Source organism: Clostridioides sp. ZZV14-6345 (assembly GCF_020657775.1).
GTDB classification, from domain to species: Bacteria; Bacillota; Clostridia; order Peptostreptococcales; family Peptostreptococcaceae; genus Clostridioides; species Clostridioides difficile_D.
Genome location: NZ_JAGWCX010000010.1, coordinates 1 through 14,698, shown reverse-complemented (window position 1 = coordinate 14,698; position 14,698 = coordinate 1). Strand labels below are relative to the sequence as shown.

15 protein-coding genes are annotated in these 14,698 nt (G+C 28.6%); all 15 read left to right on the top strand.

Going from position 1 to position 14,698, the window contains the following annotated elements; translation table 11 throughout:
- Window positions 1-6: 6 nt before the first annotated feature.
- The 15 genes from flhA (at window position 7) to KGF39_RS03910 (ending at window position 14,599) form a co-directional block, all read left to right on the top strand.
- On the top strand, window positions 7-2,082 hold the full coding sequence (gene flhA / locus KGF39_RS03980) for a flagellar biosynthesis protein FlhA (protein ID WP_227821279.1): 2,076 nt from the start codon (window positions 7-9) through the stop codon (window positions 2,080-2,082).
- Window positions 2,057-3,073 carry a flagellar biosynthesis protein FlhF gene (gene flhF, locus KGF39_RS03975; RefSeq protein ID WP_227821278.1) on the top strand — a complete coding sequence of 339 codons (1,017 nt, stop codon included), beginning with the start codon at window positions 2,057-2,059 and terminating at the stop codon, window positions 3,071-3,073. Before flhA ends, flhF begins: the two co-directional genes overlap by 26 nt.
- Window positions 3,070-3,948, top strand: a complete 879-nt coding sequence (locus KGF39_RS03970; protein WP_227821277.1) for a MinD/ParA family protein — start codon at window positions 3,070-3,072, stop codon at window positions 3,946-3,948. Before flhF ends, KGF39_RS03970 begins: the two co-directional genes overlap by 4 nt.
- A 13-nt stretch (window positions 3,949-3,961) precedes the next feature.
- Complete coding sequence (locus KGF39_RS03965) at window positions 3,962-4,663, top strand: FliA/WhiG family RNA polymerase sigma factor (protein WP_227821276.1); 702 nt, start codon at window positions 3,962-3,964, stop codon at window positions 4,661-4,663.
- Window positions 4,664-4,678: 15 nt separating this feature from the next.
- A complete protein-coding gene (locus tag KGF39_RS03960) occupies window positions 4,679-5,101 on the top strand; it encodes a flagellar protein (protein WP_227821275.1) in 423 nt (140 codons plus the stop codon).
- Entirely contained in the window at window positions 5,086-5,271 is a 186-nt protein-coding gene (locus KGF39_RS03955) for a flagellar protein (RefSeq protein WP_227821274.1), read from the top strand. The genes KGF39_RS03960 and KGF39_RS03955 overlap by 16 nt, the downstream gene beginning before the upstream one ends.
- Window positions 5,272-5,312: 41 nt before the next feature.
- On the top strand, window positions 5,313-6,086 hold the full coding sequence (locus KGF39_RS20115; RefSeq protein ID WP_227821273.1) for a flagellar hook-basal body complex protein: 774 nt from the start codon (window positions 5,313-5,315) through the stop codon (window positions 6,084-6,086).
- A gap of 20 nt (window positions 6,087-6,106) precedes the next feature.
- Window positions 6,107-6,868, top strand: coding sequence for a flagellar hook-basal body complex protein (locus tag KGF39_RS03945; protein WP_054272277.1), 762 nt, complete (start codon window positions 6,107-6,109; stop codon window positions 6,866-6,868).
- Window positions 6,869-6,890: 22 nt separating this feature from the next.
- Entirely contained in the window at window positions 6,891-7,772 is an 882-nt protein-coding gene (locus KGF39_RS03940) for a FliM/FliN family flagellar motor switch protein (RefSeq protein WP_227821272.1), read from the top strand.
- 2 nt (window positions 7,773-7,774) lie between these two features.
- Entirely contained in the window at window positions 7,775-8,149 is a 375-nt protein-coding gene (locus KGF39_RS03935) for a FliM/FliN family flagellar motor switch protein (protein ID WP_227821271.1), read from the top strand.
- Window positions 8,150-8,180: 31 nt separating this feature from the next.
- Window positions 8,181-9,587 carry a tetratricopeptide repeat protein gene (locus KGF39_RS20035; protein ID WP_227821270.1) on the top strand — a complete coding sequence of 469 codons (1,407 nt, stop codon included), beginning with the start codon at window positions 8,181-8,183 and terminating at the stop codon, window positions 9,585-9,587.
- A 114-nt stretch (window positions 9,588-9,701) separates the two neighbouring features.
- Window positions 9,702-11,642 carry a molecular chaperone HtpG gene (gene htpG / locus KGF39_RS03925; RefSeq protein ID WP_227821269.1) on the top strand — a complete coding sequence of 647 codons (1,941 nt, stop codon included), beginning with the start codon at window positions 9,702-9,704 and terminating at the stop codon, window positions 11,640-11,642.
- Between the two features lie 410 nt (window positions 11,643-12,052).
- Window positions 12,053-13,075 carry a spore photoproduct lyase gene (splB, locus tag KGF39_RS03920; RefSeq protein ID WP_227821268.1) on the top strand — a complete coding sequence of 341 codons (1,023 nt, stop codon included), beginning with the start codon at window positions 12,053-12,055 and terminating at the stop codon, window positions 13,073-13,075.
- A 181-nt stretch (window positions 13,076-13,256) separates the two neighbouring features.
- Window positions 13,257-14,168: a helix-turn-helix domain-containing protein gene (locus tag KGF39_RS03915; protein WP_227821267.1), complete on the top strand. Its 912-nt coding sequence runs from the start codon at window positions 13,257-13,259 to the stop codon at window positions 14,166-14,168.
- Between the two features lie 14 nt (window positions 14,169-14,182).
- Window positions 14,183-14,599 carry a DUF3788 domain-containing protein gene (locus KGF39_RS03910; protein WP_227821266.1) on the top strand — a complete coding sequence of 139 codons (417 nt, stop codon included), beginning with the start codon at window positions 14,183-14,185 and terminating at the stop codon, window positions 14,597-14,599.
- The last annotated feature ends 99 nt before the right edge of the window (window positions 14,600-14,698 follow it).

Below are 14,698 nucleotides of genomic sequence, written 5' to 3'. Positions count from 1 at the left end.
TAAGTAATGAATAAGTTTAATTTAAAGGAAAATATGGACGTAGTAGTGGCTTTTGGTGTTGTAGGGATTGTTCTTATGATGATAGTGCCACTACCTACATTTATATTAGATATTTTACTGGCAATTAACATAAGTTTATCTGTGCTAATTTTACTAATGACATTATTTACAACAAGTGTACTTGATTTATCTATATTTCCAACAGTGTTACTTGTAACAACACTATTTAGATTGGGATTAAATATTTCATCAACTAGATTGATTCTAACTCAAGGATATGCAGGTGAAGTTATAGAGGCATTTGGAAGTTTTGTTGTAGGTGGAAATTACGTAGTAGGAATAATTATATTCCTAATTATATTAATTGTTCAATTTGTTGTTATAACCAATGGTTCTGGAAGAGTATCTGAAGTAACAGCTAGATTTACGTTAGATGCCATGCCAGGTAAGCAGATGAGTATAGATGCAGATTTAAATGCAGGCGTTATAGATGACAAAACTGCTAGAAAAAGAAGAAAAGAACTTCAACAAGAAGCAGACTTTTATGGTTCTATGGATGGAGCAAATAAGTTTGTAAAAGGAGATGCTATAGCAGGTCTTATAGTAACAGCAATAAATATAATAGGTGGAATTGTAATAGGAGCTGTAATGCTAAATATGACTCTTATGGGTGCAGCACAGACATATGTAAGACTTACTATAGGGGATGGGCTTGTAAGCCAGATACCGGCTCTATTAATCTCTACATCAGCAGGTATAATCGTAACAAGAGCTTCCACTGATGAAAATTTTGGTGGATTAGTAGGTAAGCAATTAACAGCAATACCAAAAGCAATAATGATGACTGGATGTGTTTTAATTGTACTTGGTATGATGCCTGGATTACCTAAACCAGCGTTTTTTTCACTGGGTATAGGTGCAATAGCAGCAGGTTACTTTTTAGGAAGAGAAAAGAAAGATACTTTAGAAGATTTAGAGTTTGAAAAACCTGATATGGTAAATCCAGATAAAAATGAAGTAGAAGATGTAACAAATTTAATAAATGTAGAAGCTATAGAAGTAGAAATTGGATATGGTTTAATATCTTTAGCGGATGAATCAACAGGAGGAGATTTACTTCAGAGAATAGCATCAATAAGAAGACAATGTGCAATAGACATGGGTATAGTTGTACAACCTATAAGAATAAGAGATAATTTACAATTAAATCCAAACCAATACAATATAAAGATAAAAGGTAATGTAGTTGGTGGGTATGAGATAATGCCTAATATGGTTTTATGTATGGATCCTATGAATCAAGGATTTAATATATTTGGAATAAAGACAATCGAGCCTACTTTTGGAATAGAGGCACTTTGGATAGAAAGTGACAAGGTAGAAGATGCAGAGTTAAAAGGTTATACAGTTGTAGATTCATCAACAATACTTATAACCCACTTACTAGATATAATAAAATCCAATGCACATGAATTACTGGGAAGACAAGAAGTTAAGACTATTATAGATGCAGCAAGAGAAAATTATAGTGCTGTAGTAGATGAATTGATACCAGATTTAATGACACTTGGTGAAGTTCAAAAAGTACTTAAAAATCTGTTAAGAGAAAAAGTGAATATAAAGGATAGGGTTACAATTCTTGAAACACTTGCAGACCAGTCTAGAAACACAAAAGATATAGAGTTACTTACTGAATATGTAAGAATAGCTTTGGCTAGAAGTATTTGTACTAATTTAGTAGATGAAGATAAAGTAATTGTAGTGGCAACATTATCTCCAGAAACTGAGGAATTGCTCTCTAATAATTTACAAAGGTCTGTAAATGGAACATATCCAGCTGTTGACCCAGAAAACACAAACAAAATATTTGAGAGTATACAAGATGTAATAAGTAATGTATATTTCAATCATAATATACCAGTAATAGTAGTATCACCAAAGATAAGAGCGCCATTTAGAAAACTAGTTGAGATTGTATATCCTAATTTGACTGTATTATCATTAAATGAAATACCTAACGATGTTAAAATCAAAGCAGAAGGTGTGGTGAGTATATATGATGACGAAAAAGTATACAGCTAATACAATTCAAGATGCTATGAATCTAGCCAAAATGGAATTGGGTGACAACATTACATTAATAGATAAAAAAGAAGTAAGAAAATCTGGAATACAAGGTATTTTTACAAAGAAAGATATCGAACTAACGATTGGATGGGAAAAGAAAGAAAATATAGAACAAAAAGATTTAAAACGAGAGATAGAACAATTAAAGTCAATTATAAGTAATATGGGGTTTGATAATAAGAACGATAATGATATAGATAAAATATGTAAGAATCTATTAAGTCTAGAATTAAATGAAGAGATTGTAGAATCTATAAGAACCGATTTGCAAGAAATGAAGTTCAATGGAATTGATACAAGTAAAAATTTAGTAGAAAGTTTAAAGAAAAAGATTAAAATAGAAAATCAAACTATAAATGGTAAAGTCGCTCTAGTTGGCCCACCAGGAGTAGGTAAAACAACCACAATAGCAAAGCTAGCTGCAAAATTGGTATTTGAGGAAAATAAAAAAGTGGGAGTAATAACTATAGATACCTATAGGATTGGTGCTGTAGAACAGTTAAAGATATATACAGAAATAATGAATATTCCTTTTAAGGGAGTAATAAACCCTGATGACATGGAGTTGGCACTTGATGAGATGAAAGATTGTGATGTTGTATTAATAGATACAACGGGTAGAGGGTATAAAAATTCTATGCAAATATTAGAAATCAAAAATCTCATAGATAAAGCTGAAACTGATAATATACATTTAGTTTTGAATTGTACAACAAGAGAAAGTGATACAAAAGCAATTATAGATTCATATACAAATGTGAATTTTAAAAGCCTAATAATTACAAAACTAGATGAAACAAGCACATATGGTTCAATATTTAACATAATAAATTATTCACAAAAACCAATATCATATATTACAACAGGACAAAATGTTCCTGATGATATTATAAAACCTAATGAAGATAAAATTATAAGACTACTATTAGGAGTTGAAAGTATATGATAGACCAAGCTCAAATCTTGAGAAAAATGGCAATAGAGAAAAGAGGACTTGATGAATTTATAGTAGATAATGAGAATACACCTAAGATAATTACGATAGCTTCTGGCAAAGGAGGAGTTGGGAAGAGCAATCTCGCTACAAATTTGTCTATATGCTTGAGCAAACTTAATAAAAAAGTTCTTATATTAGATGCAGATATAGGAATGTCTAATATAGATATAATAATGGGAGTGAATATAAAAGGGACTATAATTGATGTAATTAATGGCGAAAAAAATATAGAAGATATAATTTCACAGACTAAGTATGGAGTAAATATAATCTCTGGAGGTTCTGCCCTTAATCATATAGAAGACTTTACAGAAGCTCAAAGAAATAAGTTTATACATAGCATAGAACAGATTCATGATGTGGATTTTATAATAATTGATACAGGAGCTGGTATGAGCAAAAGCCTATTGTCATTTATATATTGTAGTACTGAATTTTTCTTAATAACAACCCCAGAACCGACGGCATTGACTGATGCATATAGCTTATTAAAGGCTATAAGTAATTTTGGTATAAAGAGAAGTGCAAATATAATAATCAATAGGGTAATTAGTTTAGAAGAGGCAAAATCTACATATAACAGAATAAAGATGGTTGTGGATAAATTTTTAAACCTTAATTTAGAATTGTATGGATATATAATAGATGATAAAAAAGTGGGTGTATGTGTAAAAAAACAGATACCATTTATTTTAGAATATCCTACAAGTGTTGCATCAAAATGTATTATAGCTATAGCAAAGAGAATGGTAAGTCAGTCAAAAGAAGATATTATTGATAATAAAGGTTTACTAGGAAAGATATTTAGTATATTTAAAAGCTAAGGAGGCGTAGTTAATGAATAGAGAAGAGTTAATAAAAGAGAATATGCCTCTTGTGAAGAGTATAGCAAGAAAATTTTTTATACCAGGGAAAGGCTTTGAGTATCAAGATTTAGTAAATAGTGGAGTCATTGGGTTGATTGATGCAATAAATAAATTTGATAGTGAAAAAGGAGCAAAATTTTCTAGTTATTCTTATATAAAGATAAAATCTGCCATATTAGATGAAATCAGAAATCAAAGTCCAATTTCTAAACATAACTTAACTAAAGTAAATAAGTATAATAGAGTGGTAGAAAAATTGCAATCTGAACTATTAAGAGAGCCAACTTCGCATGAAATTGCAAATAAATTAAATATTTCAGAAAAAGAGCTTCATGATATCGAAAGTAATATAGATATGATAAACATTGTGTCATTAAACCATGTAATCTTTGAGGATACAAATGAAACTGTACAAGATGTAATAAGTGACAGAGAAGAAGAGCTTCCAGCAAATGTAATAGAAGAAGAAGAAAAGCTAGAGATTCTATCTAAAGCAATTAGTAATTTAAAGGAAAAGGAAAAATTAATACTTTCACTGTACTATTATGAAGATTTAAATTTAAAGGAGATAGGGAAAGTACTAGGTGTTTCAGAATCGAGAGTTTCACAACTCCACAGAAAGTCAATAAGAAACCTAAGAAACAAAATAAAAGAACTTAAATATTCTATATAGATGGTGATTGGTGTGATGATACAAATTATATTAATAATAGTGTCTATTTTAATAATAGTAACTATAGTTGCAAATTTACATAAAGAATCAAGAAATAAGGATAACAGCTACTTTGATAAGATATTTGAACAGGAATATGAAGCAAATGATAGATTGATAGTTGCGGAAAAAAGAAGGTTTTTTTTGGATAAAGTGCTTACTGAAATAAGAAGTAATGATAATGTAAAAGTTTATGAAAATTATAACTTAATAAAGACTAATGAAGAAAAAAAAGAAAATATCTTTATAGAATCAAAAAAGGAAGTAAAACAAGAAAATGAGCTATCTCTTAAAGTGAAACATCTTATAAATTCAGGTTATGATGATGTAGAAATATGCAATATGCTAGGTATTGGAAAGGGGGAGCTGTCATTAATAAGGAGTTGTTACAAAATATAAGAATATTATTATTTGATAAAAAAGTACTCTTAGGAATAGGGATTGGTATATTAATATCAACTTTATGTATGATGCTTTTTAGTAATAATGATATGAGTAAAGCAGAGATAGAAAAAAAGGCTAGAGCGTTAGGTATGAAATATGCAAGTGAGATGAAAGTTTTAGAATAGATAATATTGTCTAAGAATTTACAAAAGAAGGAGGTCATAATGTGATAAGAGGATTATATACAGCAGTTTCTGCTATGATAACGAATCAACAAAAGCAAAATGTTGTTGTCAATAACTTAGCTAATATGGATACAAATGGCTATAAAAGCAAACAACTTCTGACTAAAAGTTTTGATGAATTAAAGTTAGAAGGTTACAATAATTATGCAAATGGAACCAAACAAAAGCAAGCTATAGGTAATATAAGTCTAGGTATTTCTATGGATGAAGCTATCACTAATTTTAATCAAGGGCCTATAAAAACTACTGATAATAAAATGGATGTAGCTATTCAAGGCAAGGGATTTTTTCTAGTTAGTGATGTAGCAGGAAATCAATTTTATACTAGAAATGGGAACTTTAGAACAGATAATCAAGGTGACCTTATAACAAGTGAAGGATATTATGTACTTGGGACAAACACTGCAACTGGTGCTGTAGGCCATATAAATGTAGGCAATCAAAAATTTGAAGTAGCAAAAGATAATACAATATCATTGGACGGAAATGCTATGTACAAATTTAATATTGTAGATTTTAATGACTATAATAAGTTAAAAAAAGAAGGAGATAACTTGTATTCTGGAGGAGGAGCTGTAAAAGTAAATGATGCACTTACAATACAAAGTGCTATAGAGTCTTCTAATGTAGATATGGTATCTGAAATTAATAATATGATGACAATATCGAGAGAATATGAGGCAAACCAAAAAATAATTCAAGCTATGGATTCTAAATTAGCAAAAATAGCAAGTGAAATTGGTTCAGTAAGATAGGCAATAGGAGGTGAATTTTTATGTACACAATGTTTTATACTAGTAAAACAGCTTTATCAGCAAATCAAAGTAAACTGGATATAATATCTAACAATATAGCTAATACTGATTCAACAGGATACAAAAAAATAAATATGGGGTATTCTGATTTAGTGGATGAAGTACTAAACAGACCATCATATCCTACAAATGGTAATGATATATCGACTGGAACAGGAGCTAAGGCATCAGCTCCCATGAGAATTTATGAACAAGGTGCATTGGCTCCTACAGATAGTAAGAGTGATTTGGCTATAGATGGAGAAGGATTCTTTAGAGTGATAAGAAAAGATGGTACATACGCATATACAAGAAATGGTGGATTTAATGTAGATGCTTTAGGTAAGATTGTAGATGATAATGGAAATACATTAGATGTTCAATTTGACGCAGGATATAACTATAATAATACGAATATAGATAACACAAATTTAACCGTTTCAAGAAATGGAGATTTGTTCGTAGATAATAAGAAAATAGGCAAAATCAATTTATATCAACCTATAGGAACTCAAAATTTTATATCTGAAGGAGATAGTCTATTTGTTGCAACTGATGCAGCACAGATTAAACAAGTTGCAAAAGTAGATATAGTTCAAGGCTATAGGGAGAGGTCAAATGTTTCTTTGCAAGAAGAATTCGTTGACTTAATAGCCACTCAAAGAGCATTTCAAATGAATTCAAAAGGGATAAAGACAGCAGATGAAATGTGGCAAATAGCTAATAATTTAAGAGCTAAATAATTATGTAAGGTGAGGAATATTCATGTATGATATGAAAGAGTATGATTTCGGCAAACCTCAGAGTTATTCAAGAGAAAATTTAACTTGTTTAAATTTTTTATTAGATGAATTCTGTAAAAAGTATAAAAATTATATAGTTTATGAACTTAAGTGTAATTCTAGTATGGTTGTTGATAGTATAGACCAAGTAAATTATCAAACTTTTTTAGATAAAGTGACGTCTTCATGTGTAGTAGTACAAAATTCAATGGAACCTATTATGAAAAACTTTTCTTTTAGAATAGATAGAAGTGTAGCTGATATGTGGATTGATGTAACAGCTGGAGGGAGTGGAGTTGTAAGAGATAATGATAGAGAGTTTACAGAACTTGACAAGAAAGTGCTTTTACATCTTATGGAAGATTTGGTAAGAAATATGCATTTATTTGAGGGTTTTGAAAACATACAAGTATTAGATACACATACGCATATTAATCTGCCACAATTGTGTTCTCCAACTGCTCCCGTATGTATTGTAGATTTAAAAGTGATGAATGATAATAAGCATGTTGGTAATGTTTCTCTTTGTTTCCCATACAATGGTTTGGAGGCTATGCTAGAAAGTATCTCTGTTGTAGAATTTTTAGATAGTGATGTAGGAGACGATTCAGAAGAATTTGCACAAACAATCTACAATAGCGTATCTAATATAGAATTATCAGTTATTGCAGAGATAGGTAAAGTATCAATTAATGTTGAAGATTTACTTAAACTAGAGGTTGGAGATGTAATAGTAACCAATAAAAAAATAAATGATTATATAGATGTATTTGTAGAAAATTCAAAATCATATACAGCAACGCCAGGGTTTATATCAAGTAAAAAAGGTGTAAAAATAAATGATGCTGTCGGAAAAGAGGTGTAATTATGGACAATAGTAATCTTATTTCAGATGAAGAAGCAAAGATGTTGTTAAATGATAAAGTTGGAAGTGAAATTGATGGAGATGACGAATTAGCTTTAGATGTCTCTGAAGCTAACCGAAATAATATACAGAGGATACTTGACCTTAAGTTGGAGTTATCTGTAGTTATAGGAAGAACTAAGATGAGTTTGAGAGATATTTTGAATCTACATAAAGGTTCTCTTATTGAACTGGATACTTTAGCAGAACAAGATGTAGAGATACTAATAGACAATAAAGTGTTGGCTTATGGAAAAGTAGTGGTAGTAGATTTAAACTTTGGTGTAAAAGTAACAAGTATAGTAAGTGAAGAAGATATGGTAAACTCTCTTGTTTAGAAATAACATTAATTAATACTTAAGGCATGAGGTGGTATTTATTTTAAACTTAAATGATATAAAAAAAGATATATTAAAATTCAATAAAAAAGACTCATGTTCTCTATATAATGAATCTATTAATAATATAAATAATAATTGTATATCAAGTGGATTGAAGTTTTTAAAAGAAGCAAGAGATTTAAATCCAGATGATGTTGATATATTAAATCTTACAGGTCTTGTAAACTTACTAAAATGTAATTTTGATGAGGCTGTAGAAAGTTTCTACAAGAGTTTAATTTGTGAAAAAACTGCTCTGTGTGAAAAGTATATAAACATGCTTACATCTGATGAGTTTTTAATTTTCTTTGAAAGGTACAATCAATTTATAAGGTTAATAAACAAAGGAATGTATAAAGAAGCTATACAAGGTTTTAAGCTTATAACTGAGCAATATTGTGATTTAATAGAACCTTATGAGCTTCTTGCTTTACTTTATGATAAGGAAGAAGAATATATAAAATTTGATGAATGTCTAGAAATATTGAAGACTATTGATAAAGAAAATTATTTATTAAATCAAGAACATAGTGCATTAGATATATATAATAGTGCTAATATACAAATTAAAAGCAATGCAAATGTAGATAATTATAAGAATGAGTTTTTACACAAAAGTAGTAATAGTTCTAAAATTGATGGAACTAAGAACCTGCCTAAAGAAAAGAGTACAGGTAAAAATCAGAAAAGTTCAGGTTCTAATGATAAAAAAAGTCTTAAAAAAAGTCTTAAAAAAAATAAGTACCTATATATAGCAATAATATTAGGTGTATTATTAATAGGACAAAATATATATAGTTCTTATAAGATGAATAATTCAACAAATAAAATATCTGAAAATAATGAACCTAAAGGCGAAGAAGCAATAGGTTCTAGTTTGAATAACAAAAAAAACAATAAAGAAGAAAATGAGAATGTTGATAAGACTTCTAATATTGACAAGAGTAATAAAAACATTAATAAAGAAGATGTAAAATCTAAAAAAAATATTGTAGAAAGTGATGAAGATTTTGATTTATTTACAGAGGATGAACTGATGTCTAAAGCGAATACTTTAAAATCAGAAAAGAAAACAAAGTCTTCCATACAACTGTATAAGAAAGTTGCAGATATAGGTGAAAATAAAGGAAATACTTCAGAAGCAACTTATCAAGTTGCTGTTCTTAGTGAAAGGTTAAAAGACTATGAAACTGCTGAAGAATATTATAAAATGTATGTAGAAAATTACTCAGAAAAAGATTCTTACTTTGATGAATCTTACTATAACTTAGGTATGATGTATTATAATAAAGGTGATGTAAAAAGCTCTAAATTGACATTAAAAAAATTAGTTAATAAGGTGCCTAATAGCATGTATAATAACTCAAAAGTGAAAGAAATTTTAAAAGAAGAATAATTAAATTAGATAAGAAAAATAAATTATTTTATTTTAAAATAATATGCTTATAATATATTGACATACTATTTTAAAAAAATTAAAATAGTAATTATAAAATGAGGAGGGATAAAAATGGAGTTTGAAAAAGGGAGTATTTCAATTCATACAGAAAATATTTTTCCTATAATTAAAAAATGGTTATATTCTGATAAAGACATATTTATAAGAGAGCTTATAAGTAATGGATGTGATGCAGTAAGCAAACATAAAAGACTTGTATCATTAGGAGAAATATCAGAAGATGAGTCATCAGATTATAAAATTGCAGTATCTGTAAATAAAGGAGAAGGTACACTTAAATTTATCGATAATGGAATTGGTATGACTGAAGAAGAGATAAAAAAATACATAAATCAAGTTGCTTTTTCAGGTGCTGAAGATTTCTTTAATAAATATAAGGATAAGATGGAAGAATCAAATGACATAATAGGTCACTTTGGACTAGGATTTTATTCTGCATTTATGGTGTCTAAAAAGGTTCAAATAGATACACTTTCATATACAGAAGGGGCAACTCCTGTAAGATGGATATCTGAAGGTGGTACAGAATATGAAATATCTGAATCAGATACTAGACAGGAGAGAGGAACCACTATAACACTATTTATTGATGATGATAGTAAGGAGTTTTTAGATGAATTTACTGTAAGGGGGATAATAGATAAATACTGTTCTTTCCTACCAGTAGAAATATATTTAGAAGATGTTGAAAGATTAGAAAGAGAAGCTAAGGAAGCAGAAGAAAAAGCTAAAAAACAAAAGGAAGATGGAAAAGAAGAAGAAGTTGTAGATGCAAAGGTAATTGAGCCTTTAAATGACACTAATCCTCTATGGTTAAAATCTCCAAAAGACTGTACTGATGAGGAATATAAAGAGTTTTATAGAAAAGTGTTCCATGTATTTGATGAACCTTTATTCTGGATACATCTAAATGTAGATTATCCTTTTAATCTAAAGGGTATACTTTACTTCCCTAAATTAAAAAATGAGTTTGAATTGACTGAAGGAAAAGTAAAATTATACAACAATCAAGTGTTTGTGGCTGACAATATAAAAGAAGTTATACCAGAATTTTTACTTTTATTAAAAGGTGTTATAGACTGCCCAGATTTACCATTAAATGTATCTAGAAGTTTCTTACAAAATGATAGAGATGTAAGTAAAATTTCTAAACATATAATTAAAAAAGTAGCAGATAAGTTAAAATCTCTTTGTAAAAATGAAAGAGAAGAATACAATAAGTTCTGGGATGACATACAAATATTTATTAAATATGGTTGCTTAAAAGATGAAAGTTTCTACGAAAAAGTAAAGGAATGTATATTATTTAAAACTATTGATGATGAGTATATAACATTACAAGATTATCTAGAAAAATGTAAGGACAAACATGAAAATAAAGTGTTCTATGTAAGTGATAAGGAACAGCAATCACAATACGTTAAATTATTTAAAGAATATGACTTAAATGCTGTTGTGTTAAACTCATCAATAGATACTCATTTTATTTCCTTTATGGAATATAAAGAAAATGGTGTTAAGTTTAATAGAATAGATGCAGACCTTTCTGATGTATTAAAAGATAAAAATGAAAACAAAGATAGTGAAGAGAATAAAGAAGAGGTAGCTAAGATAGAAGGTTTATTTAAAGAAGTTGTTGGAGAAAGAGTGAAGAATTATTCTGTAGAAGGATTAAAAAATGAAGATACTCCAGCTATGGTGTTAGTATCTGAACAATCTATTAGAATGGCAGAAATGCAGTCAAGATTTGCTGGAATGGATTTAGGAATGAACTTCGAGGAAGAAAAGACTCTTGTGATAAATGAAAACAGCCCAATCATTAAAAAATTAGTTTCTCTTAAAGATAATGAGGAAAAGAAAGATAAAGTTGCACTTATTTGTAATCAGATAGCAGACTTAGCTTTACTTTCTAATAAAGAATTAAAACCAGATGAGTTAGATTCATTTGTTCAAAGAAGTAATAAACTTATGAGTATGTTGATAGAATTATAAGTCTAAATTTGAATGTATTGAAGTAAATTTGTAAAAAGTATTTAATATCAATGATAAAAATGAGGTGTCTCAAAATGAACTTTTTAGTTCATGAGGCACTCTTTTTGTATGAAATCAAATATATCTTCATCATTAGAGATATCCAAAGTATTTTAATAAGGAACAAATAAAGTACCATAAGTCTATATAGTTTCACTTTACATTTAATTTTAGATAAAAATTATTTCTTAATGATAAAAAACTTATAAATAATTAATAGTAAAAAATTTATGAATAGTAGTATACATAAAACTTGTCTTAAACTTTTATTTTACTTTCTAATAAATAAAGGGGTTTAAAAAAGGGAAGATTAATTAAGTAATATTTTATAAAAATCTTCGATTTAAAAACTTTAAGTAGAGGTGAAATAAATGTTTAATCCTAAAAGAATAATATTCGAAAAAGGAACTTTAGACACTGATGTAGGTAAAAATATATACGATAAATTTAAAGACAATAAAGATGTAGAGATAATTAAGATATCATCAAATAGAATTAAGGAATATATTCCAGGTGAAAATCTATATGAACAATATAGGAGTGGAAAACAAACTATGGTAGTTGGGATTAGAAAAAGTCTAAAGTTTCAAACATGTAAACCTTCTGCTAATTATCAATTACCACTTGTTAGTGGATGTATGGGAAGATGTGAATATTGTTATTTAAATACACAATTAGGTGATAAACCATTTATAAGAGTGTTTGTAAATATAGATGAAATACTTGAACAAACAAAGAAATATATTGAAGATAGAAAGCCACAAATAACTATATTTGAAGGTGCGGCTACATCAGATCCAGTTCCCGTAGAACCATATACTAATTCGTTGAAAAAAACAATAGAGTTTTTTGGAAGAGAAGAAAAAGGAAGATTTAGATTTGTTACTAAATACAGTGATATAGATAGCTTATTGGACGCTGAACATAATAATCATACGGAAATACGATTTAGTATAAACACACCTAGAATTATAGATGGACATGAGCATTATACAGCCTCTGCCAAGAAAAGAATAGAATCAGCTGTAAAACTTGCTAAAGCTGGATATCAGATTGGTTTTATAATAGCACCTGTATTTTTATATGAAGGTTGGAAAGAAGAATATAAAAGTTTGATTAAAAGTATAAAAGAAGCTTTACCAAAGGATTTTGATAAAAAAATTATATTTGAAGTTATATCTCATAGATATACAACTAAAGCAAAGAATAGAATATTAGAAATTTATCCAGATACATTATTACCAATGGAAAATGAGGCTAGGAAGTTTAAATATGGTCAATTTGGATATGGTAAGTATGTATATGATAAAGAACAATTAGATGATATGAAAGAGTTCTTTCATAAGGAAATCAATGAAGTATTTAAAAATAGTTTAATAAAATATATAATATAGCAAATCTTATTTAAAGATTTGCTATATTTTATGTTTATATATTTTATGTTTATAATAAAGCGATGAGATTTAGTACTATCATATAAGAAAATTAAAAAGGGCACTATCTATCAAGAACATTTTTTCTAGTTTTGATACTATAAAGGATAAGAGTAACAAAAATATCAGGAGGAGTTATAATATGCATGCATGGGAGTCTATTCAAATTACATTGGATTTAATAGAAGCAAATTTATCAGAAGAAATATCAATTAATGAATTAGCAAATAAAGCAAATTTATCACCATTTTACTATCAGAGACTATTTAAAAGATTGGTAAATAAGACTGTAATGGAGTATATAAAGCTTCGTCGTCTTGCAAGAGCTTCTGAATACTTAGCAGAACATAAGAATCGTATACTTGATGTAGCTTTAAATTTTGGATTTGCTAGTCATGAGACATTTACACGTTCCTTTAAAAAAGCATACGGATTAACTCCAGAAAAATATAGAGCGAATCCAGTAAAACTCAATCACTTTATTAAGCCAGAATTAATCTTAAATTATGCTATGGTTGATGAAGGTGTTCCACTGATTGCAGATGATATAGTGATTGAAGTCACTCGTAAGACATTGAGTAATCCAAGGATGTTTGTTGGAATAGAAATAGAAGTACCTATTTGTCAGTTGGTGGGTGGTGAAACAACTGGCATTGCAATAGTAGAGGAATTATGGATGAAACTTGGAAGTCAAAAACACAATATACCAAATCAAATTCCAGGTGGAAATGAATTTGCTGCTCTTTATATGGGAAATGCAAAAGAAGGAAATTGTATGTATATGGCAGGCGTAGAGGTAGAGCCGGGTACATCAGTAGAAGGATATAGTACTTTTGAGTTGCCAGCTAAAGAGTATTTAGTATGTGGGTTTGAAGCAGAAAATTTTAATGAATTAGTTGATTCAGCTGTTTTTAAAGCGGATAAATTTATGGAAAGATGGATGAAGAAGCATAATTTAACAACTACTGATTTTGCAATCGAGATGTATTACCCTACTACACCAGAAGTGGCATATCTGGAGCATTGGATTGTTCCAGTTCCTATTGAACAATAGAAAGGATGATGAATATGAATTGGCAAGATGCGTTTTTTCAAGATACTAAACCGACGTTTGAACAAATTAATGAATTTATTAATAATCTATTATGGGACAAGTTAAATAAAACTTTGGTTTCTACTTATAATGTAGAACCTAAGCTTGAATATAGTAAGTGTTCAATGCAAAGAGGTTGGAATGTAAAATACAAAAAAAGAGGGAAATCATTGTGTACTTTATATCCACAAGAGGGTTCTTTTAAAGCTTTGGTTATTGTAAATGAGAGTAATAGAGTAGAGGTTGATTTATTTATTAATACTTGTTGTGATTATATCAAACAAATATATAATGAAGTAAATTTTTTTAATGGAAGTAAATGGTTAATGATTCAAATAGATAGTTTATTGGTATTAAATGATACGCTTGAACTAATTAAATTTAGAGCTTAACATATAAAAGGGGCTGTTGCACTAGAAAATAGTGCTATTCCCTGTTTTTGTATAAAAAAATAAATACCAAGTTCAAAAGAGCTTGGGATTCTTGTATAA

Coding starts and splice junctions, on each gene's coding strand:
- flhA (WP_227821279.1), top strand. CDS start 7: ATGAATAAGTTTAATTTAAAGGAAAATATGGACGTAGTAGTGGCTTTT.
- flhF (WP_227821278.1), top strand. CDS start 2,057: ATGATGACGAAAAAGTATACAGCTAATACAATTCAAGATGCTATGAAT.
- KGF39_RS03970 (WP_227821277.1), top strand. CDS start 3,070: ATGATAGACCAAGCTCAAATCTTGAGAAAAATGGCAATAGAGAAAAGA.
- KGF39_RS03965 (WP_227821276.1), top strand. CDS start 3,962: ATGAATAGAGAAGAGTTAATAAAAGAGAATATGCCTCTTGTGAAGAGT.
- KGF39_RS03960 (WP_227821275.1), top strand. CDS start 4,679: ATGATACAAATTATATTAATAATAGTGTCTATTTTAATAATAGTAACT.
- KGF39_RS03945 (WP_054272277.1), top strand. CDS start 6,107: ATGTACACAATGTTTTATACTAGTAAAACAGCTTTATCAGCAAATCAA.
- KGF39_RS03940 (WP_227821272.1), top strand. CDS start 6,891: ATGTATGATATGAAAGAGTATGATTTCGGCAAACCTCAGAGTTATTCA.
- KGF39_RS03935 (WP_227821271.1), top strand. CDS start 7,775: ATGGACAATAGTAATCTTATTTCAGATGAAGAAGCAAAGATGTTGTTA.
- htpG (WP_227821269.1), top strand. CDS start 9,702: ATGGAGTTTGAAAAAGGGAGTATTTCAATTCATACAGAAAATATTTTT.
- splB (WP_227821268.1), top strand. CDS start 12,053: ATGTTTAATCCTAAAAGAATAATATTCGAAAAAGGAACTTTAGACACT.
- KGF39_RS03915 (WP_227821267.1), top strand. CDS start 13,257: ATGCATGCATGGGAGTCTATTCAAATTACATTGGATTTAATAGAAGCA.
- KGF39_RS03910 (WP_227821266.1), top strand. CDS start 14,183: ATGAATTGGCAAGATGCGTTTTTTCAAGATACTAAACCGACGTTTGAA.